This window comes from Lentilactobacillus parakefiri, from assembly GCF_002157585.1.
GTDB classification, from domain to species: Bacteria; Bacillota; Bacilli; order Lactobacillales; family Lactobacillaceae; genus Lentilactobacillus; species Lentilactobacillus parakefiri.
The window spans coordinates 1-23702 of sequence record NZ_BDGB01000006.1; the positions used below are offsets into that span (position 1 = coordinate 1).

24 protein-coding genes and 1 pseudogene are annotated in these 23702 nt (G+C 44.1%); 14 read left to right on the forward strand and 11 right to left on the reverse strand.

Translation table 11 applies throughout. The features are described 5' to 3' along the window. Nucleotides 1–264: 264 nt before the first annotated feature. Nucleotides 265–1227 (reverse strand): YczE/YyaS/YitT family protein, encoded by a 963-nt coding sequence (locus LPKJCM_RS00480; RefSeq protein ID WP_087069494.1) that lies wholly within the window; start codon nt 1225–1227, stop codon nt 265–267. Between the two features lie 273 nt (nt 1228–1500). Between LPKJCM_RS00480 and purE the strand changes: the two genes are divergently transcribed. The 11 genes from purE (at nt 1501) to purD (ending at nt 12999) form a co-directional block, all read left to right on the forward strand. After that, nucleotides 1501–1989: a 5-(carboxyamino)imidazole ribonucleotide mutase gene (purE, locus tag LPKJCM_RS00485; protein WP_057962315.1), complete on the forward strand. Its 489-nt coding sequence runs from the start codon at nt 1501–1503 to the stop codon at nt 1987–1989. Next, on the forward strand, nt 1970–3103 hold the full coding sequence (purK, locus tag LPKJCM_RS00490) for a 5-(carboxyamino)imidazole ribonucleotide synthase (RefSeq protein WP_057962314.1): 1134 nt from the start codon (nt 1970–1972) through the stop codon (nt 3101–3103). Before purE ends, purK begins: the two co-directional genes overlap by 20 nt. 1 nt (nt 3104) lies before the next feature. After that, nucleotides 3105–3836 carry a phosphoribosylaminoimidazolesuccinocarboxamide synthase gene (gene purC, locus LPKJCM_RS00495; RefSeq protein WP_057962313.1) on the forward strand — a complete coding sequence of 244 codons (732 nt, stop codon included), beginning with the start codon at nt 3105–3107 and terminating at the stop codon, nt 3834–3836. After that, nucleotides 3836–4099 (forward strand): phosphoribosylformylglycinamidine synthase subunit PurS, encoded by a 264-nt coding sequence (gene purS / locus LPKJCM_RS00500; protein WP_057962312.1) that lies wholly within the window; start codon nt 3836–3838, stop codon nt 4097–4099. Before purC ends, purS begins: the two co-directional genes overlap by 1 nt. Beyond that, nucleotides 4096–4779, forward strand: a complete 684-nt coding sequence (gene purQ / locus LPKJCM_RS00505; protein ID WP_057962311.1) for a phosphoribosylformylglycinamidine synthase subunit PurQ — start codon at nt 4096–4098, stop codon at nt 4777–4779. Before purS ends, purQ begins: the two co-directional genes overlap by 4 nt. Further along, entirely contained in the window at nt 4772–7006 is a 2235-nt protein-coding gene (gene purL / locus LPKJCM_RS00510) for a phosphoribosylformylglycinamidine synthase subunit PurL (protein WP_057962310.1), read from the forward strand. Before purQ ends, purL begins: the two co-directional genes overlap by 8 nt. Continuing rightward, nucleotides 6991–8433 (forward strand): amidophosphoribosyltransferase, encoded by a 1443-nt coding sequence (gene purF / locus LPKJCM_RS00515; RefSeq protein WP_057962309.1) that lies wholly within the window; start codon nt 6991–6993, stop codon nt 8431–8433. Before purL ends, purF begins: the two co-directional genes overlap by 16 nt. Nucleotides 8434–8443: 10 nt before the next feature. After that, entirely contained in the window at nt 8444–9460 is a 1017-nt protein-coding gene (purM, locus tag LPKJCM_RS00520) for a phosphoribosylformylglycinamidine cyclo-ligase (protein ID WP_057962308.1), read from the forward strand. Next, nucleotides 9457–10044, forward strand: a complete 588-nt coding sequence (gene purN / locus LPKJCM_RS00525) for a phosphoribosylglycinamide formyltransferase (protein ID WP_057962307.1) — start codon at nt 9457–9459, stop codon at nt 10042–10044. The genes purM and purN overlap by 4 nt, the downstream gene beginning before the upstream one ends. Then, on the forward strand, nt 10044–11573 hold the full coding sequence (gene purH, locus LPKJCM_RS00530) for a bifunctional phosphoribosylaminoimidazolecarboxamide formyltransferase/IMP cyclohydrolase (protein WP_057962306.1): 1530 nt from the start codon (nt 10044–10046) through the stop codon (nt 11571–11573). Before purN ends, purH begins: the two co-directional genes overlap by 1 nt. A 193-nt stretch (nt 11574–11766) precedes the next feature. Continuing rightward, complete coding sequence (gene purD / locus LPKJCM_RS00535; protein WP_057962305.1) at nt 11767–12999, forward strand: phosphoribosylamine--glycine ligase; 1233 nt, start codon at nt 11767–11769, stop codon at nt 12997–12999. A gap of 51 nt (nt 13000–13050) precedes the next feature. Here purD and LPKJCM_RS00540 read toward each other — a convergent pair whose 3' ends face one another. From LPKJCM_RS00540 to LPKJCM_RS00580, 9 genes are all read right to left on the reverse strand, one after another. Beyond that, nucleotides 13051–13635 carry a TetR/AcrR family transcriptional regulator gene (locus LPKJCM_RS00540; protein ID WP_057962304.1) on the reverse strand — a complete coding sequence of 195 codons (585 nt, stop codon included), beginning with the start codon at nt 13633–13635 and terminating at the stop codon, nt 13051–13053. Nucleotides 13636–13653: 18 nt separating this feature from the next. Continuing rightward, a complete protein-coding gene (locus LPKJCM_RS00545; RefSeq protein WP_057962303.1) occupies nt 13654–14979 on the reverse strand; it encodes a YhgE/Pip domain-containing protein in 1326 nt (441 codons plus the stop codon). Between the two features lie 147 nt (nt 14980–15126). Beyond that, complete coding sequence (yaaA, locus tag LPKJCM_RS00550; RefSeq protein ID WP_057962302.1) at nt 15127–15870, reverse strand: peroxide stress protein YaaA; 744 nt, start codon at nt 15868–15870, stop codon at nt 15127–15129. A 2-nt stretch (nt 15871–15872) separates the two neighbouring features. Then, nucleotides 15873–16751, reverse strand: a complete 879-nt coding sequence (gene pepI / locus LPKJCM_RS00555; RefSeq protein ID WP_057962301.1) for a proline iminopeptidase — start codon at nt 16749–16751, stop codon at nt 15873–15875. A gap of 145 nt (nt 16752–16896) precedes the next feature. Further along, complete coding sequence (locus LPKJCM_RS00560; RefSeq protein ID WP_174658993.1) at nt 16897–17532, reverse strand: HAD family hydrolase; 636 nt, start codon at nt 17530–17532, stop codon at nt 16897–16899. Between the two features lie 2 nt (nt 17533–17534). Continuing rightward, the gene (locus LPKJCM_RS00565; RefSeq protein WP_057962300.1) at nt 17535–18131 is read right to left on the reverse strand and encodes a sugar O-acetyltransferase; all 597 of its coding nucleotides are present in this window, start codon (nt 18129–18131) and stop codon (nt 17535–17537) included. A 114-nt stretch (nt 18132–18245) separates the two neighbouring features. After that, nucleotides 18246–19496 (reverse strand): MFS transporter, encoded by a 1251-nt coding sequence (locus tag LPKJCM_RS00570; protein ID WP_057962299.1) that lies wholly within the window; start codon nt 19494–19496, stop codon nt 18246–18248. Nucleotides 19497–19583: 87 nt separating this feature from the next. Beyond that, complete coding sequence (locus LPKJCM_RS00575) at nt 19584–19949, reverse strand: type II toxin-antitoxin system PemK/MazF family toxin (protein ID WP_057962298.1); 366 nt, start codon at nt 19947–19949, stop codon at nt 19584–19586. Beyond that, entirely contained in the window at nt 19930–20154 is a 225-nt protein-coding gene (locus LPKJCM_RS00580) for a hypothetical protein (protein WP_057962297.1), read from the reverse strand. Before LPKJCM_RS00580 ends, LPKJCM_RS00575 begins: the two co-directional genes overlap by 20 nt. A 269-nt stretch (nt 20155–20423) precedes the next feature. Here LPKJCM_RS00580 and pyrF point away from each other — a divergent pair, with 269 nt between their 5' ends. From pyrF to LPKJCM_RS00595, 3 genes and pseudogenes are all read left to right on the forward strand, one after another. Next, a complete protein-coding gene (pyrF, locus tag LPKJCM_RS00585) occupies nt 20424–21143 on the forward strand; it encodes an orotidine-5'-phosphate decarboxylase (protein WP_057962296.1) in 720 nt (239 codons plus the stop codon). Continuing rightward, a complete protein-coding gene (gene pyrE, locus LPKJCM_RS00590; protein ID WP_057962295.1) occupies nt 21133–21780 on the forward strand; it encodes an orotate phosphoribosyltransferase in 648 nt (215 codons plus the stop codon). The genes pyrF and pyrE overlap by 11 nt, the downstream gene beginning before the upstream one ends. Then, nucleotides 21770–22714, forward strand: a pseudogene (locus LPKJCM_RS00595) (dihydroorotate oxidase). The gene pyrE and the pseudogene LPKJCM_RS00595 overlap by 11 nt, the downstream one beginning before the upstream one ends. 47 nt (nt 22715–22761) lie before the next feature. Here LPKJCM_RS00595 and LPKJCM_RS00600 read toward each other — a convergent pair. Further along, the gene (locus tag LPKJCM_RS00600; protein ID WP_057962294.1) at nt 22762–23499 is read right to left on the reverse strand and encodes an SDR family NAD(P)-dependent oxidoreductase; all 738 of its coding nucleotides are present in this window, start codon (nt 23497–23499) and stop codon (nt 22762–22764) included. Nucleotides 23500–23702: the final 203 nt, after the last annotated feature.

A 23702-nucleotide genomic window follows, 5' to 3' on the forward strand; every position in this document is an offset into this window, starting at 1 on the left:
AATTGATAGGGAATCGTGTCCACAAATGCGCTAATGGCACGGACAATATGCGTTTCTGAAATTGAAATTTCCAGTGGTACTGTTAAATTGGTTTGATTATTGTTATAATGTTTGTACATAGAGATTCACTCCTATCCTTGGGTTTTTGTCGATTTAAGAATAGCAGAGTTGAATTCTCTGTGCTACATAAAATGCAAAAAAGCCTCGGAAAAATTTCCGAAGCTTTTTTGCGTTAACTAGGACTTTTGTCCCAGCCTCTTTGGCTTATTTTTCAATATTCCCAGGCAGCTTACCTTTGACAATTCTGCCGCGTCTTTTTGACTCTTGGACTAAGATTTTATATTGCTGTTGAGCATTTTCATAGATTTGGCTGGCTTCTTTCAATTGTTGACGTGACTCTGTAAGCTGTTCAGACAATTGTGAGTCACTGTAATCAGACTTATGACGTTGAATCTGTTCAGTTACTTGATAAGCTTTAACGACAGCTTGATACCCGCCTCGCCCAAAACTGACGATCAGGGTGCCAGCGCTTTGCAAGGACGGCTGGGCACTGAAATCATTAATTCTAAGTAGCAGTTTTTCACTCACATGACTATTCCAATAAGTGATCAATGGGCCAGTAAAGAATGCGACGATGATGGTCGCAATTCCAACTGGGCCGCCAATAAAGAATCCGGCAATCATGAAAATGATATCTTGACCAATTCTGGCAATTCGATATTTTAAATGAATTCGTGTTGAAAGTATCGGTGCAATAGCGTCGTACGGGGCAACACCGAGACTGGCACCCATATACATTGATGATCCCAAAGTGAACAGTAACAAACCGATAATTAAGTCGGCAGAAATGGTTAAAAAGTTTAGTGAGTTGGGCAGAATTTGGTTGTATAGAGTGGTAAACCACTGGATTTCGTAACCAACCAGAACCATATTCATGATGGTTCCAATACCGATCTTATTTCGATCAAGTAATAGAACAACTGTGAAAATAACCAGGTTGGAAATGAGCTGAGTATTCCCAAGCCCCAAGCCGATTTTAGCAGCAATTCCAGTGTTCATCGCCGTAAAAGGATCCAATCCAACGTGACCTTTGCGAATAAAAGTAGTCCCCAGCGATAAAATGGCGATGCCAATAAACGCCATCAATGTTTTCAGACTAATTGCAGCACCGCGATGGAGGGGCTGTTGGGGCACTTCATCTGCTGCTTCTGGATTATTGTTTTCCATAATAGTGTTTAATAATCATCCTTTCGTTTAGACAAACGTTTGTGTCATTGTAACACCAGTCTTTCTAATAATCAAAACGGCAATCCGTTCTAAGCATTTTTAATGACTGGAAATAGAAATTGAATGATCAACTATCAAAAGACGAAAATTGGTGAATCTTTTTTTATTAAAACGGATGTATATCGGTTTAAACACGAACGTTGCAGTTGACTTCCATCATGATGGCAAGTATCCTATAGACACTAAATAAATTTGAAAAGGTGAGTGGTTGGAATGGCAAACGTTGTCGGTGTGGCAATGGGTTCAATTTCTGATTGGCCAGTGATGAAGCTGGCTTGTGAGCAACTTGAAAGTCTGGGAATCCCTTATGAGAAGCACGTTATCTCAGCTCATCGGATGCCTGATGAACTTCAAGAATTTGGCAAAGCTGCTAGTGACAAGGGAATGAAAGTCATCATTGCCGGTGCTGGTGGGGCAGCTCACTTGCCAGGAATGATTGCTGCCAATACGACACTTCCGGTAATTGGCGTTCCAATGAAAACACGAACATTAAACGGGGTTGACTCGTTACTCTCGATTGTCCAGATGCCATTTGGTGCGCCGGTTGCCACCGTCAGTATTGGGGAGACTGGTGCCAAGAACGCCGCTTTACTGGCCGCACAAATCCTTGGAACAAACGATAACGCTATTGCACACAAGCTGGCAGATTTTAAAGAAGCCCAAAGAGTGGAGGCCAAAAACAGTGAGCAGCAGTTCGATTAAAACCATCCTACCACCTGCAACGATTGGTATTGTTGGCGGCGGTCAACTTGGCCAGATGATGGCTTTGATTGCCAAGTCGATGGGTTATCACGTTGGCATCCTTGATCCAACTCCCCACGCTCCGGCTGGACAGGTCGCCGATTTTCAAATCGTGGCTGAATATGATGACGTTGACTCATTAATGAAGTTGGCCGAGCAAAGCGATGTGTTAACTTACGAGTTTGAGAATGTCGACGAAGATTCGCTTCTCAAAGCAAAGAAGGTTGCCGAGCTGCCTCAAGGGGTCAACTTACTTCATATCACTGGGCAGCGGTTGAACGAGAAGAATTTTATCAAAGCTTGTGGCATTCCCGTCACAAAGTTCGCTGCGGTTTCCGATGAAGCGTCACTCAAAGCAGCCGTTGATGAAGTTGGTTATCCAGCAATCCTCAAGACCGTTTCTGGCGGCTACGATGGGCATGGGCAAATGGATATTAATTCTGCCGCCGATCTCGATCACGCCTCGTCGTTATATGCCAAAGCCGACTGCATTCTAGAAGCCCGCCAAGATTTCATTGCTGAAGCGTCGGTCATGGTTACCCGGGACTTGAATGGCAAGGTGATTACCTTTCCATTGGTTGAAAATCGTCATAAGAATCACATTCTTCATACGACGATTGCGCCGGGACGATTTTCAAAGACCGTCCATGCCAAGGCTAAACAGTATGCCGAAACCATTGCCAATCACCTTGACTTATATGGCGTTCTTGGCATTGAGCTGTTTGTGATTGATGATCAAGACGTCATGGTTAACGAACTGGCACCGCGCCCACATAACTCCGGTCACTACACGATCGAAGCCTGTAACATTTCTCAATTTGAAGCCCACATAAGAAGTATCTGCGGATTGCCGATTCCTGAAATTGTTCAGGAAAAGCCTGCAGTCATGAGGAACCTGTTAGGAACTGATTTAACCCTTGCCCGCAAGCTACTCAAACAACATCCTGAATGGCACTTTCATGATTACGGCAAGGCAGCCATTCGACCACAACGCAAAATGGGCCACGTTACCGTCATTGGTGACGACATTAACCAGCTACTGAAATCAACCGACATGTTAAAGGGAGAAAACTAAAATGACTGAAATTGTAAAAAAAGAGTTGCTGTATAAAGGTAAAGCTAAGGAAATGTACACCACCAACGATCCTGACACTATGTGGGTTCATTATATGGACCAAGTTACCGCGTTCAATGGTAAGAAAAAAGTTCAAATGCAGGGTAAAGGCCAAACCAACTGCGAAATTTCAGCCTTGATCTTCAAGGATCTTGCCAAGCACGGCATTAAGAACCATTTTATCAAGCAAATTGATGCTAACAACCAATTGGTAAAACGGGTAAAGATCATTCCGTTGGAAACTGTCGTCAGGAACTTTGCTTCCGGCAGTTTTGAAAAGAAATTTGCCGTTAAGCATTTAATGAAGTTCGACAAGCCAGTCCAAGAATTCTTCTATAAGAGTGATGAGTTGGATGACCCATTCATTAACGACTTCCAAGCTGAAGCCTTGAATGTGGCAACGGAAGACCAAATGAACCAGATGCGTGCTATCGCCCTTCAAGTCAATGACCGCCTTAAGGAAATTTTCTCGGAAATGAACATTGACCTGGTTGATTTCAAAGTCGAATTTGGAATCGATTCCGACAACCAATTGATTTTAGCTGATGAAATTTCACCCGACAGCTGCCGATTGATCGACCGCGATACGCAAAAGTCACTTGATAAAGATGTCTTCAGAAAAGGTCTCGGTGCCTTGGTCCCTGTATACAAAGAAATTCTTGGTCGCCTCGAAAAAGTGGAGGATGTTAAATAATGGCCCTTGCAAAAGTCTACGTTAACTACAAACAATCAATTTTAAATCCTGAAGCTGAAGCCGTTCATAAAGCCCTGAAACGCTTGGGGTACGGTGATATTGAAGACGTTAAGTTGGGTAAATACTTTGAATTGACCATTGCTGACGGTAAGTCAAAGGCGGAGATGGATAAAGAAATTAACCAAGTCTGTGACAAATTACTCGCTAACTACAACATGGAAAACTACCATTATGAACTTGTTGAAACGGAGGCTGCCCAATGAAATTTGCTGTCCTTGCTTTTCCAGGATCCAATTGTGAAATGGACCTCTACAATGCAATTAAAGATATCATCAAAGAAGATGTTGAACTGGTTTCTTACAAGAATGACTCACTTGCCGGCTTTGACGCGGTTCTGATTCCTGGTGGTTTCTCATATGGTGACTACTTACGAAGCGGGGCCATTGCCCGCTTCTCACCCATTATTCCGGCATTACAGGAATTTGCTAAGAGTGGCCGACCAGTTCTGGGGATTTGCAACGGATTTCAAATTTTGACAGAAGCCGGATTACTTCCAGGAAGTTTGCAGAAAAATGTTTCAGCAAAGTTTATCTGCAAAACTGAGCCATTGGTAGTCAACAGTAACAAATCGATGTTTAGTTCAGCCTATCAAGCAGGGCAGTTGATCAGTTTGCCGATAGCCCATGGCGATGGCAATTACTACTGTGATCAAGATACTCTGCGGGAACTGGTCACTAATGATCAAATTGTCTTCAAGTATGCCAATAATCCAAATGGCAGTATTGATAATATTGCTGGGATTATCAACAAGGCCGGCAATGTCCTTGGGATGATGCCCCATCCTGAACGAGCCGTTGAAGCAGTTCTGGGCTCAGATGATGGGAAAGGCGTCTTCCAGTCGATCGTTAATCACATTAAAAGTCGAGGGGTTATCTATGAATAGTGTAATGGATCAAACAACTGAAGCGACACCGGAGCAAATTCGTGATAAAAAGTTGTACCAATCGATGGGATTAACCGACCACGAATACGGCTTGATTAAAGATGATGTTTTACATCGACTACCCAACTATACCGAAGTCGGTTTGTTCTCAGGGATGTGGAGTGAACACTGCTCCTACAAAAACTCCAAGCCGGTTCTCAAAAAGTTCTTTACCAAAGGCAAACACGTTGTTAAAGGGCCTGGTGAAGGTGCCGGTATTATTGATATCGGTGATAACCAAGGAGTTGTTTTCAAAGCTGAAAGCCATAACCACCCTTCAGCAGTTGAGCCTTTCCAAGGAGCTACGACTGGGGTTGGCGGTATTTTACGAGACATCTTTTCAATGGGTGCCCGGCCAATTGCCAGCATGGATAGTTTGCGATTTGCCGAACCGAAAACCGATGCTGATAAATATTTCATTCAACAGATTATTGCCGGTATTAGTGCTTATGGGAATTGTATTGGGATTCCGACTGTTGGCGGCGACACCGCCTTTGACGACGCATATGCCCACAACCCGTTGATCAATGTCATGTCCGTTGGTTTGATGGACCTTGACAAAATTGAGGTTGGCGCAGCTGCCGGTGTTGGCAACAGTATCATTTACGTTGGCCACAAAACCGGGCGTGATGGCATTAACGGGGCCTCATTTGCTTCTTTCCAATTTGACTCTGAACACGAGAGCCAACGCTCAGCCGTTCAAGTTGGTGATCCATTTGAAGAAAAACTCGTGATGGAAGGCTGCCTTGACGTCATCAACAATCACTCGGACGCCTTAGTAGGAATTCAGGATATGGGTGCCGCTGGGCTGGTTTCTTCCTCTGCAGAAATGGGTTCCAAGGCTGGCGGTAACGGAATGGCATTAAATCTTGATTTGGTTCCACAACGTGAAGCTGGCATGTCTGCCTTTGAATTAATGCTTTCAGAGTCTCAGGAACGGATGTTGTTGTGTGTCAAAGCTGGTCAGGAAGATGAAGTGCTGAATGTCTTTAAGGATCATGGCGTTAACGCGGTTGTGATCGGCCACGTCACTGAAGGCCATAACTATAAATTATTGCATCACGGCAAAGTGGTTGCTGATGTGCCAGTCGATTCCTTGGCTTCTCAAGCACCCGTTTATCACCGTGAATCAGCAGTCCCAGAGCATTTGAAGAATGCCGACTCAAAGCAGTATCAACCGCAAATTAGCAATCCAACTGAAACCCTGAAGGAAATGTTGGGACAATTGACGATTGCTTCCAAAGAAAGCATTTATGAAACATATGATACTCAGGTTCAAACGAACACCGTGGTTGCCCCAGGTTCAGACGCAGCGGTTGTCCGGGTTCGTCACCACGATAAAGCATTAGCCATCACGACCGACGTCAATGGTCGTTACCTTTACCTGAACCCCCGAGTTGGTGGGACGATGGCGGTTGCTGAGGCAGCCAGAAACATTGTTGCTTCTGGCGCCGTGCCACTTGGCATCACTGATTGTCTCAACTTTGGCAATCCTGAAAAGCCCGATCAGTTCTATGAATTAGATCAGGCGGTCATGGGGATGAGTGAAGCCTGCGAGAAGTTTGAAGCCCCAGTTATTTCTGGAAATGTCTCATTGAATAATGAGTATGACAACGTGCCAATCTATCCGACGCCAATGGTTGGCATGGTTGGCTTGATCAAAGGCTTGGAGCATATCACCACCCAAGACTTCAAGCAAGCCGGGGATTTGGTGTACGTTGTCGGCAAGACTGAAGCAGGGTTTAATGGCTCACAAATCCAAAAGATGCAAACCGGTGAAATTGCCGGGAAACTGTTTGACTTTGATTTAGATTATGAAGTCAAGATTCAAAAATTAGTGACCGAAGCAATTCAACATCTGCTGCTCAATTCTGCGCATGATATTTCTGAAGGCGGCCTGATTACGGCAATTGCTGAAAGTACATTTGGTAATCAATTAGGGGTCGACCTAGCCAGTGAACTGAGCGTTGCAGACTTCTTCTCTGAGAGCCAATCACGATTCATCGTTTCAGTTCCACAAGAAAAGCAGGCCGAATTCGAACAACTGGTTGGAAATGACGCTCAAAAGCTTGGAAAGGTCGTCGATGACAATCACCTGTTTGTCCAAGCCAATGATGGTTACTTTGATCTTGATGTTGATAAAGCGTTGGGTATTTGGAAAGGGGCATTGCCATGCCGTCTGAAGTAAAAAGTTTAAATGAAGAATGTGGGATTTTTGGCGTTTGGGGTACTCCTGATGCGGCCAAATTGACCTACATTGGCTTATTTGCCCTTCAGCATCGTGGCCAAGAAGGGGCTGGAATTACGGTTAATAATGACGGTCATTTGACGACTAAGCGCGGTTTTGGCCTGTTGACCGACGTTTTCGACTCACCTAATGCGGTTGATGAAATGACTGGACAAGCTGCCATCGGCCACGTTCGGTACTCCACTGCCGGCAGCAACCTCTTGGAAAACATCCAGCCGCTCCCATTTAACTTTAGCGATACCCAGTTTGCCCTTGCTCATAACGGGAACTTAACCAACGCCATTTCAATTCGGAAGAACTTGGAAGACCGCGGGGCAATTTACCATTCCAGTTCCGATACCGAAAACTTGATGCATTTGATCCGCTTGAGTCAAGAAGATAATCTGGACGATCAGATGAAAGAGGCCTTAAACATCATTAAGGGTGGCTTTGCGTACTTGGTCATGACCAAGGATCGGCTCTACGCCGCTCTTGATCCGAACGGCTTTCGGCCATTGGTTGTTGGCCAGCTGCCAAACGGCGCTTACGTCGTATGCAGTGAAACCTGCGCCTTGGATGCGGTTGGCGCTGAGTTTAAATTTGACGTTCAACCAGGCCAGTTAATCAAAATCGATGCTTCCGGGATCACCGTTGATAAATATACGGATGACACGCAGTTGGCAATTTGCTCGATGGAATTTATTTACTTTGCCCGCCCCGATTCTGATATCTATGGTGTGAATGTCCATTCTGCCAGAAAACGGATGGGTGCCAGATTAGCCCAGGAACAGCCGGTGGCAAATGCTGATATGGTGATTGGCGTTCCCAATTCCTCATTGTCGGCTGCAATGGGATACGCAGAAGAATCAGGTTTGCCTTATGAAATGGGTTTGGTGAAGAATCAGTATTCTGCCAGAACGTTCATTGAACCTACCCAAGCACTTCGTGAACAAGGGGTCAATATGAAGCTCTCTGCCGTCAAAGGCGTGGTCCGGGGCAAGAACCTGGTCCTAGTGGATGATTCAATTGTTCGCGGTACCACCAGTCGCAGAATTGTCAAATTGCTCAAGGATGCCGGGGCTGCTTCGGTTCATCTCAGAATTGCTTCGCCACCTTTGCGCTATCCATGCTTTTACGGCATTGACATCCAGCACGTCCGCGAACTAATCGCTGCGAATAAAACGATTGAACAAATGCGTGAAATATTTGGCGCGGATTCACTGGGCTTCCTGAGTGTTCAAGGGGTTGTTGATTCGGTTAATTTAAAGACTGACTCTCCTAATAAAGGACTCTGTGTTGCTTACTTTGATGGCAAGTATCCAACCCCGCTTTACGACTACGAGGAAGAATACGATCGCGATCAGGCCCAACTACAATCAATGAGATGAGGTAATTCGGATGGACGCCTACAAAAAGGCTGGTGTTGATATTAATGCCGGTTATAAGTTAGTCGATGATATTAAGAATTTATCAAATAATAAGGACCTTGGCTCGTTCGGTGGGTTGTTTCCCTTATCACTGGGTGCTTATAAGAATCCCGTTTTGGTTTCTGGAACAGATGGCGTGGGAACCAAATTGCTGATTGCCATCAAAGCAAACCTTCACAAAACGATTGGGATTGATTTGGTTGCGATGTGTGTCAATGATGTGCTGGCTCAGGGCGCAAAACCACTGTTTTTCTTGGATTATCTGGGTGTTGGTCACTTGGATAATGAAAAAGCTAAGGACATCTTAGCCGGTGTCGTTGAGGGTGTTTCGCAAGCTCAAGCCAAATTGGTGGGCGGTGAAACTGCTGAAATGCCCGATATGTATACGCACGGTCATTATGATTTAGCCGGATTTGCGGTCGGAATTGCCGACCAAGCTAAACTCCTAAGTAAGGCGAATCCGCGTGAAGGGGATGTCTTGTTGGGACTCGCCTCAAATGGGCTTCATTCCAATGGCTTCAGCTTGGTTAGAGATATCTTATTCAAGCAGAATACTTATTCGTTAAACGATCGGCTTGCCGGCTGCAATCGTGATTTGAAAGATGAACTGCTGCGGCCAACTAAGATCTATGTCAAATCCGTTCTCCCGTTAGTTGAGCAGGGTACGGTTGCGTCGATTGCTCATATCACGGGTGGCGGCCTGCCAGAAAATGTTACCAGAATTTTACCGGATAACCTTTCCGCAGTATTTGATTACGGCAGTTGGCAGGTGCCGGCAATTATGAAAGATTTGCAAAAAATCGGTCATTTATCATTTGATGATCTCTTACACACTTTTAACTTGGGACTTGGCATGGTGCTTGCAGTTCATTCGGGGGATGCCGATGAGGTTCAATCCCAACTGCAGGCTGCCGGCGAAATAGTTTCACGAGTTGGCAGGCTCACTTCTGGCGACAAACAAGTTATCATTCGAAAGGATCAGCAATGAAATCTGACGTAAAAAACATAGCAATATTTGCATCCGGTGAAGGAACCAATTTCACGGCATTAACTGAAACATTCAAAAAAGAACATTTACCGCTCAATGTGAAATTATTGGTTTGTGATCATTCCAACGTTCACGTCCTCGATCGGGCACATAAAGAATCGGTTCCAACTTTTATTATCAATTTTAAAGATTATCCAAACAAAGCAGCCGCAGAGGCAGTGATTGCCAAGAAGCTTGAAGAAGAGCAGATTGACTTCATCATTTTGGCAGGTTATATGCGCATCATTGGCCCCACTTTATTGGCAAAGTATGAAGGCAAAATTATTAATATCCACCCAGCACTACTACCTAAATTTCCTGGGCGCCACGGGATTGAAGATGCTTTTGAAGCAGGCGTCGATACAACGGGTGTGACTGTTCATTGGGTAGATTCGGGAATTGATTCCGGTAAAATCATTGCTCAACGGAAAGTTCCGGTGCACAAAGACGACCAGTTGAGTGATCTTGAGCAGCGAATTCATGCAACCGAACATGTGTTATATCCAAGCGTTGTCAAACAATTATTAGAAAGAGGAGAAATTTAATGTCAAGAAGAGCCCTGTTAAGTGTTTCTGATAAAAGTAATTTGGTTGATTTTGCTAAACAGTTAAAGGATTTGGATTTTGAAATCGTTTCGACCGGTGGTACCAAAAAGGCCCTGGAAGATGCTGGGGTTGAAGTAACTGGTGTTGAAGAAGTTACTGGCTTTCCAGAAATGCTGGATGGCAGAGTTAAGACTCTTCATCCAAAGATTCATGCCGGAATTCTGGCTAAACGCGATGATCCAGACCACATGAAACAATTAAAAGACGCTGGCATTACACCAATTGATTTGGTTGCCGTTAACTTGTATCCGTTCAAGCAGACGATTGAAAAGCCTGAAACGACGCAAGCAGAAGCAATCGAACAGATTGATATTGGTGGGCCGTCGATGCTGCGGGCTGCCGCTAAGAACTTTGCCGGTGTGTTGACCGTCGTCGACCCGGCTGATTATCAGCCAGTGATCAATGCACTGAAGGATCATAGTGATGACGCTGATTTCAGAAAACATTTGGCAGCCAAGGTATTCAGACACACAGCAGCTTATGACGCATTAATTTCTAATTATTTGACTGACGAAGAGTTCCCAGAAAAGCTGACCTTAACTTACGAGAAACAACAGTCGCTGCGTTATGGAGAAAACAGTCATCAAAAGGCGGCCTTCTATCGCAAGGCATTGCCTTCAAAATTGTCGATTATTCCTAACCAGCTTCATGGTAAAGAATTGTCCTACAACAACATCAAGGATGCCAATGCGGCCCTGAATATGGTGGCCGAATTTGACCAACCGACTGTGATTGCAATGAAGCACATGAATCCATGTGGTGTGGGCGTGGCTGATACGATCGAAAAGGCTTGGGATGAAGCCTACGAATCAGACCCAATGTCCATTTTTGGTGGGATTATTGCTGTTAATCGGGAAATTGATGCGGCAACTGCCGAAAAGATGCACAAGATCTTCTTGGAAATTGTGATTGCACCATCATATACCGATGAAGCATTTGAAATTTTGGCTAAAAAGAAGAACATCCGCTTGCTGAAAGCTGATTTGAGTCATCGAGACGAACCGGATCGCTTCGAAGAAATCACTGTGAGCGGTGGCATGTTAATTCAAGAAAGCGACCACGAAATTGATCAGATTCCTGATTTTAAAGTTGTTACCAAAGTTCAACCAACTGAGCAGCAATTAAAAGCCCTGCAATTTGGCCAGCACGTGGTTAAGCACGTTAAGAGTAATGCGGTGGTTGTGACAACTGATACCAAGACATTGGGTGTCGGAATGGGCCAGCCTAACCGAATTGACTCAGCTAAGATTGCAATTCAAAAGGCGATGCCAAAGGATAGTTACGAAAATGCCATTATGGCGTCGGATGCCTTCTTCCCAATGGATGATTGTGTGGAATATGCAGCTAAACATGATATTAAAGCAATTATCCAACCCGGTGGCAGTATCAAGGATAAGGACTCAATTGCCATGGCAGATAAGTTTGGAATTGCAATGGTCATGACTGGCGTTAGACATTTCAGACATTAGAGTGCGACAAGGCACGGGTGGCCCAGGAGCACGTTTCGGCTAGGATGCCTAAGCCATCAAAATAACCATATAATCAAACTAAATCCACAAACAAGAATCACAAACAAGAATCACAAACAAAAAAAGCAAAACAAGGCTGCTCGCCAGCCTGCATACATAGAAAAAAATTACGACCAAAAAAGGAGATCTCATCATGGCAAACGTTCTGGTTATCGGTTCCGGTGCACGTGAACATGCAATCGCAGCAACAATGTTAAAGAGTCCACAGGTTGAAAATGTTTATAGTGCTCCAGGCAATCCGGGGATGAAGAAGGACAACATTCACATTGTGGATATCGATGAGATGGATTTCCCCAGTTTGGTTGAATTCGCAAAAGAACATCGTGTTGATTTAACGTTTGTTGGCCCCGAAGTTCCATTGTCCAAAGGAATTGTCGATGCGTTTATTGCTGCTCGTCTGCAAGTGTTCGGACCTGATGAATCGGCCGCCCGGCTTGAAAGCGACAAAACTTTTGCCAAGGGGTTCATGGCCAGAAATAACATTCCAACCGCAAAATTTCAGACTTTTACTGATTTTGCAGCTGCAAAGAGCTATGCTGAAGAATTATCACTGCCATTGGTTGTTAAAGAGAATGGTTTGGCTGCCGGTAAAGGCGTCACCATCGTCAAAGCTGCCGCTGATTTGGATGTTACGATCAAAATGGCATTGGACAAATCTGGTGAGATTTTGATTGAGGAATTCCTTGAAGGCGAAGAGTTCTCATTGATGTTATTTGTAGGCGGTGACAAGAAAGTCATCTTCCCGATTTCTCAAGATCATAAAAAGATTTATGAAGGTGAGACCGGTCCTAATACGGGTGGAATGGGTGCCTATTCACCAGTGCCACATATCACCCAAGACGTGTTGGACGCCACTGTTCAGCAAATCGTCGACCCGACTATGGCTGGCCTTGCCAAGGAAGACTTGGAATTTGCTGGGGTCATTTACATCGGCTGCATGTTGACTAAGCAAGGACCAAAAGTGATTGAATATAACTTGCGGCTTGGCGATCCAGAAACACAGGTATTGCTACCACAACTTAAGAGTGATTTCTATCAAATGACTTCTGACCTGATTAACCGTAAAATGCCGGAAGTTCAGTGGCAGTCCGATGAATTTTACTTGGGTGTTGTTATCTCTGCACCCGGATATCCAACTTCACCAAAGCAACATATTGCTCTTCCGGAAGACTTACCTGGCAACGTATTCTACGCTGGGGTGACCGAAGAAGATGGTATGCTGTATAGTTCAGGCGGTCGAATTTTCACTTTGTATAATCACGCATCGACACTCGAATGTGCCCAAGCAAAAGTATATGCAGAGTTGAGCCGGCTCGATCTGTCAGGATTCTATTATCGAAAGGACATTGGTTTTAGAGACTTATAATAAATGTAAACATTAAAGCGGGTACCCAAATTTGGGCGCCCGCTTTTTATCTCATGATTTTAGTTTTTCTGCAAATTCCTTGATGTTTTCTTTAGCAAATTTCGATATTGGAACATTTAATCCGGCTTTTGGATATGCATACTTGAATACTGTGTTCCCAAAGTTCAGTAGGATGAAGTTTGTCGCAGCTACCTCTAGGTCAACGTCTTTATCAAGTTCACCGGTCTCGATCATTCCAGTAAACTTTTCGATCAGAATTGCCTTTAAATGGATCGGGAGCTGTTTAATGGCACTAATAATTTCCGGGAATTGATAACCATTCCGCAAGCCAAGCAGGAACAGTGACTTATGATTTTCGATAACTCGGTCGTAGGTTTTCGCAACCCGCATGAGATCTTGGACGATGTCACCTTTAATTTCAAATGAATCACTAATATTGTTGATGTCAGCCATATATCCTTCAATCAACTTTGTCAGGATTCCGTGTTTGTCCTGAAAATGTCGGAAAATTGTACTTTCGTTAACCCCAGCCTGTTCAGCAATTCTTTTAGTGGTGGTGCCTTCGTAGCCGTTGCTAAATAATAATTCCGAAAATGCAGTCAATATTTTGTCGTCTGTGGATTGGGTTGCAGCCATGTTATCGCTCCATTTCTATTAACTTAACTGTTCAAATTGTAACATTGGTTGGCGTTTTCGCAATGCCACAATGAGCAAATTGACTAGCAAAACTGCGATTGTTAATATTTCCAACCCCGTCATGGCGCCGATAATTGCAGGACCACCGAACATGGTGTTGAAATCTGCCCGAATTCCATAGAACATCGGTGAAATGTAATGACTTATTTTGAAAAATTCATTCATTGTTGCAACTGGAACCATTCCTGCACCAGCGACGACCTGAATCATGGTTAAAAAGATATTGAGGGCTGTTCCAATTTGTCCAATTGCCAGGATCAGCATTTCGTTAAAATTATACGAGCCAAATAAAATCAACCCATGGATCAACCAAAGAGTCCACAATTTTGACCAGGCCAAGCCCATCATTCCAATTATTGTGGCACTCACAATCAATGCACCTAAGGCAGCAATGATAACCATTGCCATCTCCATGAGGGCAAATGACCGATATTTGCCGACTAACTTTGCAAATTTGACGAAAGTTCCGTAAAGCAGCAATGCGCCAATCAATGATCCAAGGTAAATTGCGAGGTTGGAAATAAACGGTGCCATTGAATTATTGAGGCCCGTTGAAACCTTATTAGTGGTATGGATCTTGACATTGACTGAATTTTTCACCGGGGCATATGCAGTGGTGGCTTTCTGTTGAATTTGTTTTTGGCCTTCAGTTGCAGCGTTGTTAATTTTTGCTTTTGCTGATATGGTTTCTTGTTGCAGCTTGGCGGCAAGTTGTGCTCTGCTTGATGCTGGAGCCGCCTGGATGCTTTGCTTTTCTTGAGCAGTTTTTGTTTTGAGAAGAGTTTCTTGCTTCTGGAGCTGAGTCTGTAACTTCATTAATGGCTCTTTTGTCAGCATTGTTTCGCCTTTCTTTAAGATGACTTGTTGGCTGACGGAGGAGCCAATGGCGTTGGCCACTGATCTCATGCCGGAAACAACCGAAGTCTGATTGGACTCGTTAAGATAAAAGTTTAACTTGGCAGGTTTGTTTGCCTTCACATTTCTCGAAAAATTGGCTGGGATATGAATAACCAGATATGTTTGGCGGTTATTTAAATTCTTCTTTGCTTTGGTTAAATCAGAGCCTGTTTTGACGGTATCGAATGGTAATGATTTTGTGATCTGGTGGGCTAGTTTGGTGTTTTGCTGGTTGCTGCTGACAACTGTGACCGGTAGTTTGTCCATGTTTGTTGGCATTGCGTGGTATCCGGTGTAATAAATAACGAAGATAAAAATGCCATAGAGCAGAGCAACAACTAATGCTAGAATTGGTCCTCTACTGGTGATAAATTTTTTTAAGTTCATAGTGGCGCCTCCAAAAATATTTGTTTTTAACGATTTTTAAATTAACACTATTTTTGTTTGAGTGCAAGTGCTTGCTTGCATATAAAAAATAATCACCATAAAAAGGTGCCAAATCATTTGAAGGAGAAGGCACCTTGAACTATAAAATTATTTTTGTCGGAGAAATACGAAATTGGTTGCTGATGAATAAGTTTCTGCAAACTGATAATTAGGAGAATCAAATTGCTTCAATTCTTCAACATCGTTAACTTGCTTTTCTGCCATAAACCGGACCATTTCACCTCGAGCCATCTTTGCAAAAGTGGCCCGGGTCTTGATTTGGTCATCAACTACATGGCCGAAAGTGATGTTAATGAACTGATCATTTGGCGTCAAAAACTTGGTGACTGTTTTGGAATACTCTTGGGAGGCCAGATTGATGATTGGGCCATCATTTGCAAGCATTTTATAGATTCGATCACCCCAGTATTCGTACATGTTTTTGGCTGGTGGAATTGCCAGGCGAGTATCCATATCTAACCGATAGGGAGCAACGCCGTCAAAAGGCTTCAAAATTCCATAAAAACCCGATAGAATGCGTAAGTTAGTTTGCAGATACTTTAGTGAATCCTCACTCAATAGGTCAGGGGCCATATACTGGTACTGAATGCCCGAAAAACACAGGATGGCGGGTGTTAGTCGATGTCGCAGGTCAATGTGCTGTAATTGCGCGTAACTCGCCTGAGTCAGCTTCTCGCTGGCATGCCACAGCTTCTTTAACTGCTCATAATCAAGCTGTCGTAATGCCTGCAAAATTTCAGTGGCCTGATCGAGGTAAACCGGCATCCCCTGAACATCAAAGTCGTCTTGATTCACGACCATTTTCTTCGCGGGTGAGATAATAATTTTCATCGTTAATCATTCTCGTTCAGCCAGTGATCGAGTACGCCAATAAATTCATCGTGCTGATCCAATAGAGCCAGATGACGGCTATTGGCAAATAGGTGCCACTTGGCATTGGGGATGTGATCGTACACGGTTTTGGCAATCAATGGCGTGCAAAGATCGTCAGTCCCATTTGTGACTAAGACTGGCACGTGAATATTCTTCAAGTCGTCGGTCACGTCAAAGTCACTAATTGTCCCATTTTCGGTAAATTCGTTGGGCCCTTCGGCAATCAAGCTGGCCTTCTTACCATTCGTTGGGCGCCGAAGTGGTTCTGATGAATTTTCATCCGGATCATCCCAGCAGTAACGTTCCATGTAACGGTCATTAGCGGCTAAATATTTGGGACCACTGAAATCACCGGTTCGTTCAGCTTCCGCAATGGCTTGTCGATCTTCATAGCTGAGATATTTGATGAGTCGATGTTGTTCAGCAATCCATAATTTGATGGAAGAAGGAGAGCCGTCGATCATGACACTCTTGACGCCCTCTTGGCTGTAATGGGTGAGGTACAGCATCTCCAGCATACCACCCCATGATTGGCCAAGCATATGGACTTCGTCTAGGTGAAGGTATCTTCTAAGGGCGATCAGTTCTTCTGCCCAAGTTTCCTTAACGTAAATGGATTCGTCATCAGGAATCGAGGATTTGCCACAACCAACTTGGTCGTACATGATTAGTTGGCGGCCGGTCTCGGCATAGTTATCCAGCAATTCAAAATAGTTATGAGAAGAGCCTGGTCCTCCATGAATCAGTAATAATGGCGCCTTGCCGGGAGCCTTTTCGCCGACAATTCGATAATAAGTTTTGTAGCCTTTAAAAGGCATGTAGCCTTCTTCAATTTTCATGTAATCATCAAGTCCTTTCTAATTGAAAATGTTTAATTGACATAAAGTATACGCCAATTGGCACTGGATTATTAGAGTGTTTATTATAATTAAATCAAACAAAGGCCACGTGTATTCCAACACGTGGCCTCAATTGAATATCGTTCTAATCGTTAATTAATTTTTCTTTGAGCTGATCAACCGAAGTATAAATTTCATCGGGATTGATTTTCTCAAGTTCTTTGGTCTTGGCATTAATCGACCAAGCAGCCGAATAACACTTGATGCCGGCTTCGTTGCAGGCAACGACGTCGGTTGGGGCATCGCCAATGTATGCCATGTCGTCTTTGGCAATATCAAACTGTTTGATGACGTCGCCGAACTGTTTGGCCTTGATTGAACCATCAGGAGAACCAGACAGAACGGGGGAGAACGAATCTGCTAATCCCAAAGAATCTAGGCTGACCTGAAGACTTTGCTCACCCTTGCCGGTAATCATTGGTGTAATCACATCACGCTCGTGCAGCTCCTTGATGAGTTTTTCGATTCCTTCAAATGGGTGGCGCAATTGTAGATGTGCGCGACGATAGTTTTCATGAAAGCTCTGTAACACTTCGTCGGAATAATCGGGAATCAGCTCCTTTAGCATCCCAACTTCATTTGCTCCAAAAGTGGCCAAGATGACCTGGTTGCTGATCCATTTGCCAGTATAATCGTGAACGGTCCTTCTAAACGAATCAAAAATCACCGGGAAAGTTTCTGCAACCGTTCCATCCATATCAAACGCAATAATTTTTTCCATTACTATTTTTGACCTACCTTTCGAAGTACATGACAGGGATTCCCCACCGCAACAACGTTTGCCGGGATGTCCTTTGTGACGACACTTCCACCGCCAATCACCGAACCATCGCCAATTGTGACGCCGGGTAAAATGATGACCCCGCCGCCAATCCAACACTGCTTACCAATCGTGACCGGAAGTGAACGGGTCATGACAAAATGCTGCTCTTTATGCTGACGCCAATTCGAATTTAAGCGTTCTTCAGTTTTCACCGGATGGGTACCGGTATAAATCTGGACGTTTGGCGCAATCATGGTTTCATCGCCGATAGTGATTTTCCCGGAATCCATCAAACTGCAGTTCATATTGATAGATATTTTAGATCCTAAGTGAATGTTATTGGCAAAATCGCACAAAAATGGGGTTCCAACGGTAACGTAGTCTCCAATTGCGCCAAGGTGCTCCCGCAGCAGCTGGGATCGTTTTTCGGAATCAGCGTAACCCGTCCGGTTATATTCCTGCAAGAACTGGTTGGCAATGGCTTTTTGCCTTTTGAAGTAGGGATCATGGGCGTCGTATAATTCACCGCTTAGGCATTTCTCTAGTTCAGTGGTCACAGCGGGTCCTCCTTAATGAGTCTATACAACCATTATCGCCCTATACAAGCATTTATTCAAATGAAGAAAAAATCGCCGACTGGGTGTCGACGATTTTAAGCGATTCTGATTCAATTAGGCATGCTTTAAACTCAGTTTTTTTAATCCTGGCAACGTCATCATCGTGATGAAACTGATAATGTAGAGAATTGAGAGGAAGCCCATAACAACGGTCAATGAGTAGTGATCCATTAAGATACCAATGACAACTGATGAAAAACCGCCGACTGCTCGGCCAATGTTGACGATGACATTGTTGGCTGTGGATCGGATTTCGGTTGGATACAAGCGGCTGATAACCGCGCCGTAACCGCCAAACATTCCGTTGGAGAAGAAACCGACGATGGCGCCAATGATTAACAATGAAATGGTATTGTGAGCCAAGGTAATCATGAAGACCATCGCAGCTGAAGCAATCAAGAAGATTCCGAATGCCCGTCGAGGTCCAAAGTAATCAAGAATCGAGCCAAATGTGATCATGCCCAGGCTCATGCCGATGATCGTTGAAATCATCCACAGAGAAGATCCGGAAACGTTTAAGCTGAGTTGTTTTTGAACGATGATCGGCAGCCAGTTCATTAGGCCGAAGTAGCCGGCAATTTGAACCGTGGTCATAATCATCAGGGCAAAACTTTGGTAAGCTAATTTGGGTGAACTGAACATGTATTTGAAGACGGCGCTGGTGGTTGATTCCTTCTTTTCGGCCTCCATTTTCTTGGCTGCCACAAATTCCTGGGTTTCACTCAAGTGACGGCGAACAAAGTAAGTGAGGACAACCGGAACAATTCCAACCAGGAACAGTGCGTGCCAGCCCAGCTGCGGAATGACAATTGCAGCCGTTACCGCTGCCAGAATGGCACCAATTTGGCCGCCAATTGCGGCAACCGAAGTCATCTTACCGATTTGGTTCTTGTGGAAAGATTCGGCAATCATTGAAATGCCGACGCCATATTCACCACCGGCACCGATTCCTGCCAAGAATCTTAATAGGTAAATCAAGGTGATGTTGTTGGCAAAGGCCATCATCGCAGTCGCAAATGCAAAGATGAAGATCGTGTAGGTGAAAGTCTTCACCCGGCCAAAGCGATCACCGATCAGGCCGAACATAATGCCACCGAATAGCATTCCCAAGTTGGTGATTGAACCAATCAAACCGGCAGCACCACCGCTAAGATGAAGCTGGCCAATCATTGAACTCATTGCAAAGGATAAAAATAGCACATCCATATTTTCTAGCGCGAATCCAGAACTGGTCGAAGCAATGACCCATTTCTGATTCTTCGTAAAAGTATGGCTGTGCGTAAGTGTTGCGTTGGTATTTTCCATGTCGTATTCCTCCAAATGAATGCTCGCTGACATTCTTTATTTTTGCTGTTCACATTATTACATGGATGTACCGGGATTGCAAGGTCGTTAATTTAGAATATCTGTGATTGTTTGTTTGACCCGAACAAAAGAGGGGGTATCAATTAATGTGACAAATTCTGCATGGCGTCTTTGAAAATCATAGGTGAAAAATTGAAGTGGATTGACAAAGCCGTCAATTTCCTTAGTGTCAATCTTAACCAGAAACCCACTCGCTTGTAGTGAATTGTTGGTTGCATGGGTGATTGGCGAAACTACCACCAAGTGTGTTAGTCGACTATAGCCCTGGTTGCTTAAGACTAAAGCTGGTCGTCTTTTGCGAATCTCGTGACCAACCGCTGGATCGAAGTCAATGTAAATAACGTCTTGTTGATTGGGAATGTATAGGTTGGTTTTACGGGATTTCTCTGCCAATGAGTTTTCCCCCAAATTCTTCAGTCTGTTTTAAATCGTGGGATTTGATGAACGCTTCGTCATGAAATGGATTGTGATGCTTTGGAACGTAAACAATGACCCCATCTCTTCCCTGAAAGACGTCGAATTCATGTGCAATAGGTTTGATATTATTCGGAACAGTCAGTGTGTTAGAGTTACCAACCTTGCGAATTTTCACGGACATAGCAGCCGCCTCCTTCTTACTTTGTGTACACAGAGTATACACGGAAGCTGCTTCTAATTCAATTAATTTGTCCAACAAGTTTCCCTTGAACAACGCCCACCATCGTGATAGAGTTATAAGCAAATAAAAGAGCTTTAATTTGGTTCAGAGAGGCCAAAAGCGGACGACAAATTAATCCAAGAGTCCGTGATTTTGTGGGATGACGTACAGGGATGTACTGAATTCAACAGTCTCGGGCTCTTTTTCTGTCATTAACCAGGAGGGTAATTATGCGAGGACCACTGATTGTATCACTTGATGTTTGGAATCGAGAAGGCTTGTTCAAGATTATTGACCAGTTTCCAACTGATGAGGGCATGACCGTTAAGATTGGCATGGAACTGTTTTACGGCGAAGGGCCGAAAATTGTGAAGGAACTGTTGAACAAAGGTTTCAAAATCTTCCTAGACCTCAAGCTTCAAGATATCCCTAACACCGTTAAGATGGGAATGATGCAAATCGGTCGGATGGGTGTTACCTATACAACGGTTCACGCGCTGGGTGGTTCGGAAATGATTGCGGCTGCCAAAGAAGGCCTTGAACTGGGTAGTGAAGAGGCTGGTGTGCCAACCCCCAAATTACTTGCAGTAACCGAATTGACTTCAATCACCGAGGACGCTTTGGAAAACGAACAGAATTGCAAGTTAGACATGGTCGACCAGGTTGTTTCGCTTGCTAAGCTGGCTAAGAAATCTGGTGCTGATGGGGTGATTACATCACCACTGGAAGTGAGTTCTTTGAAAGAGCAAGTTGGCGACGACTTCTTATATGTAACGCCTGGCATTCGACCAGCTAACTTCCCTAAGGATGACCAGTCACGAACAGCAACACCGAAGCAGGCAGCTGAATACGGCAGTTCAGCTTTAGTTGTTGGCCGACCAATCATTCGGGCCGAAGATCCAGTTGCTGCTTATCACAAAATGTTGGAGGAGTGGAATTATGCAAACTAATCAAATTATTCAATCACTAATTGATCATCAAATTGTCAGTATTAATCTGGAGAAGCCCTTTAGATATGCCAGTGGAATCCTGTCACCGATTTATACCGACTTTAGATTGACCATTTCGATTCCATCACTTCGAGATATGATTGCTGACGGCCTGGCTGAAAACATCAAGCAGCATTATCCGGATGCGACCGTCATTGGCGGAGTTGCCACTGCGGGGATCCCCCATGCAGCATGGGTGGCCGAAAGATTGAATCTGCCGTTAATTTATGTGCGGGCTAAGCCAAAGGACCATGGTGCCGGCAAGCAGATCGAAGGGCGGATTACAAAAGATGACAAAGTCGTTTTGATTGATGATTTGATTTCTACTGGCGGCAGTGTTTTGGGTGCCGTTAAGGCGGTTCGCAATGAAGGTGTCAACGTCATCGGGGTCGCTTCGGTCTTCACATACGGGTTACCGGATGCCGACAAGAACTTTGCTGACGCCGATACCAAATTGGTACCATTATTGAGTTACGCTGATTTAATTGCTCAAGGGCATAAAGAGAATAAATTCTCAGATGAAGAATATTCACGTTTATCAACTTGGCACAAAGCCCCTTGGGACTGGACAAAACGGGAGGAAGCAAATGCAAAATAATATTTCACTGGCATCACACATTGGTGACTACCAATTCGACAACCTACTGTTAAACGCAGCTGGCGTTCGCTGTTCAACCACGGATGAACTCAATAAGACATTGGATTCAATGGCTGGCGGTTGTGTCACGAAGAGTGCGACGCCGGAAGAGCGGGCCGGCAACGAAAGCCCCCGCATGAAGGCATTACCGCTTGGCAGTATTAATTCGATGGGCCTACCTAACCATGGGATTGATTATTATTTAAAATTCGCTGAAGAAAACCAAGGTAAGAATGGTAAACAAGTGATCTTATCCATCGCCGGCCTGTCAATTGACCAAAACATTGAAATGCTCAAAAAAGTCTAGGAAAGTTCATTCTCTGGCTTGACAGAGTTGAATCTTTCCTGCCCAAACGTTAAAGGAAAATCTCAAGTCGGTTATGGTTTTGACGCCGTCCGGGACGTTTTAACGTCAACCTTCAAGTTCTTCAAGAAGCCACTTGGCTTGAAGCTGCCACCATACTTCGATTTTAACCAGTTTAATGGGATTGCCGAAGTGTTGAACGATTTCCCAATTACTTACATTAACGTGATTAATTCAATCGGTAATGGTTTGGTAGTTGATCCGGAAACTGAATCAGTCGTTATCAAACCTAAAGGCGGCTTTGGCGGCCTGGGTGGCGACTATGTGAAGCCAACCGCATTGGCAAATGTCCGCGCCCTTCGCCAACGTTTGAACCCCGAAATTTCGATCATTGGTACCGGTGGCATCAAGTCAGGCATGGATGTCTTCGAACACGTGCTCTGTGGTGCCAATTTGGTTCAAATTGGGACCGCGTTTGGCTACGAAGGAACACCGATATTTGAACGGATTTCTAAAGAATTAAAAGAAATCATGGATAAAAAAGGCTATCAGTCGTTAGATGATTTTAGAGGTAAACTGAAGACAATCTAATTCAAAATAAAAAGCGTTTTGGCCAATATGGCCGAAACGCTTTTTGTCTATTTCATTGTGTAGCCGCCATCTGCAGTAAATTCCTGCCCAGTGATATAACTGGCTTCATCTGAAGCGAGAAAGTTAACGACGTTGGCAAGTTCTTCAGGCTTACCGAATCTTCCCATGGGAATTTCTTTCAGACTTGCTTCATTTTGTTCATCAGGAATATCATTTAAAATTGGTGTTTGGATAACACCTGGGTGAACTGAATTAATCCGGATATGGTCACCAACTAGGTCCAGCGCTGCATCCTTTGTCATTCCACGGACGGCATATTTGCTGGCACCGTAAGCAATTGAAATAGGCATTCCAACTAAGCCACCAATGGAAGAAATATTGACTATGGAACCGCCACCGGCTCTCCTCATTGATGGAAGGACATATTTCATTCCATAGAAAACAGAATATTGATTAATTTTGATGACCTTGTCGTATTCGGCCGGAGTTATTTCATCGATTGGTTTCATAATTCCAATACCTGCGTTGTTGACGAGGACATTAATTGGACCAAATTTGGCTTCAGCGTCAGCGACAACGTGTTGCCAATCGTCTACTGAAGAAACGTCTTGTTTCAAGAAAAGACTGTTGTCACCCAGCGCCTGTTGGACTTTCCGTCCATTCTGATCATTGACGTCCGTAATAATAACCTTGGCGCCGTGATCGATAAAGTTCTTGGCAAATGCCGTTCCCATCCCACTGGCAGCACCAGTAATAATTGCAACTTTATTTGTTAAATCCGCCATGATATAACCTCCTCGTATTATTAAAAATGTATTCAAGTATTGACCAGCTTCACTGTTTGGATGCTGTGTGATATTCTCTAATTGTTCATTGGATTCGGATCCAACTGGTATAGGCTTTCGCCTCCTGTAGTTTATCTACATTTTAAGAATGCCGCCCAGATGAATTGTTTAAGTTCAAACCACAAGCTGTAGTGTTAGCTGAT

Coding starts and splice junctions, on each gene's coding strand:
- LPKJCM_RS00480 (WP_087069494.1), bottom strand. CDS start 1,227: ATGGAAAACAATAATCCAGAAGCAGCAGATGAAGTGCCCCAACAGCCC.
- LPKJCM_RS00600 (WP_057962294.1), bottom strand. CDS start 23,499: ATGGCGGATTTAACAAATAAAGTTGCAATTATTACTGGTGCTGCCAGT.
- pepI (WP_057962301.1), bottom strand. CDS start 16,751: ATGAAAATTGAAGAAGGCTACATGCCTTTTAAAGGCTACAAAACTTAT.
- LPKJCM_RS00580 (WP_057962297.1), bottom strand. CDS start 20,154: ATGTCCGTGAAAATTCGCAAGGTTGGTAACTCTAACACACTGACTGTT.
- pyrE (WP_057962295.1), top strand. CDS start 21,133: ATGCAAACTAATCAAATTATTCAATCACTAATTGATCATCAAATTGTC.
- LPKJCM_RS00545 (WP_057962303.1), bottom strand. CDS start 14,979: ATGAACTTAAAAAAATTTATCACCAGTAGAGGACCAATTCTAGCATTA.
- purE (WP_057962315.1), top strand. CDS start 1,501: ATGGCAAACGTTGTCGGTGTGGCAATGGGTTCAATTTCTGATTGGCCA.
- purS (WP_057962312.1), top strand. CDS start 3,836: ATGGCCCTTGCAAAAGTCTACGTTAACTACAAACAATCAATTTTAAAT.
- LPKJCM_RS00570 (WP_057962299.1), bottom strand. CDS start 19,496: ATGGAAAATACCAACGCAACACTTACGCACAGCCATACTTTTACGAAG.
- purL (WP_057962310.1), top strand. CDS start 4,772: ATGAATAGTGTAATGGATCAAACAACTGAAGCGACACCGGAGCAAATT.
- purH (WP_057962306.1), top strand. CDS start 10,044: ATGTCAAGAAGAGCCCTGTTAAGTGTTTCTGATAAAAGTAATTTGGTT.
- purQ (WP_057962311.1), top strand. CDS start 4,096: ATGAAATTTGCTGTCCTTGCTTTTCCAGGATCCAATTGTGAAATGGAC.
- purM (WP_057962308.1), top strand. CDS start 8,444: ATGGACGCCTACAAAAAGGCTGGTGTTGATATTAATGCCGGTTATAAG.
- LPKJCM_RS00540 (WP_057962304.1), bottom strand. CDS start 13,635: ATGGCTGCAACCCAATCCACAGACGACAAAATATTGACTGCATTTTCG.
- yaaA (WP_057962302.1), bottom strand. CDS start 15,870: ATGAAAATTATTATCTCACCCGCGAAGAAAATGGTCGTGAATCAAGAC.
- purC (WP_057962313.1), top strand. CDS start 3,105: ATGACTGAAATTGTAAAAAAAGAGTTGCTGTATAAAGGTAAAGCTAAG.
- purF (WP_057962309.1), top strand. CDS start 6,991: ATGCCGTCTGAAGTAAAAAGTTTAAATGAAGAATGTGGGATTTTTGGC.
- pyrF (WP_057962296.1), top strand. CDS start 20,424: ATGCGAGGACCACTGATTGTATCACTTGATGTTTGGAATCGAGAAGGC.
- purN (WP_057962307.1), top strand. CDS start 9,457: ATGAAATCTGACGTAAAAAACATAGCAATATTTGCATCCGGTGAAGGA.
- LPKJCM_RS00560 (WP_174658993.1), bottom strand. CDS start 17,532: ATGGAAAAAATTATTGCGTTTGATATGGATGGAACGGTTGCAGAAACT.
- purD (WP_057962305.1), top strand. CDS start 11,767: ATGGCAAACGTTCTGGTTATCGGTTCCGGTGCACGTGAACATGCAATC.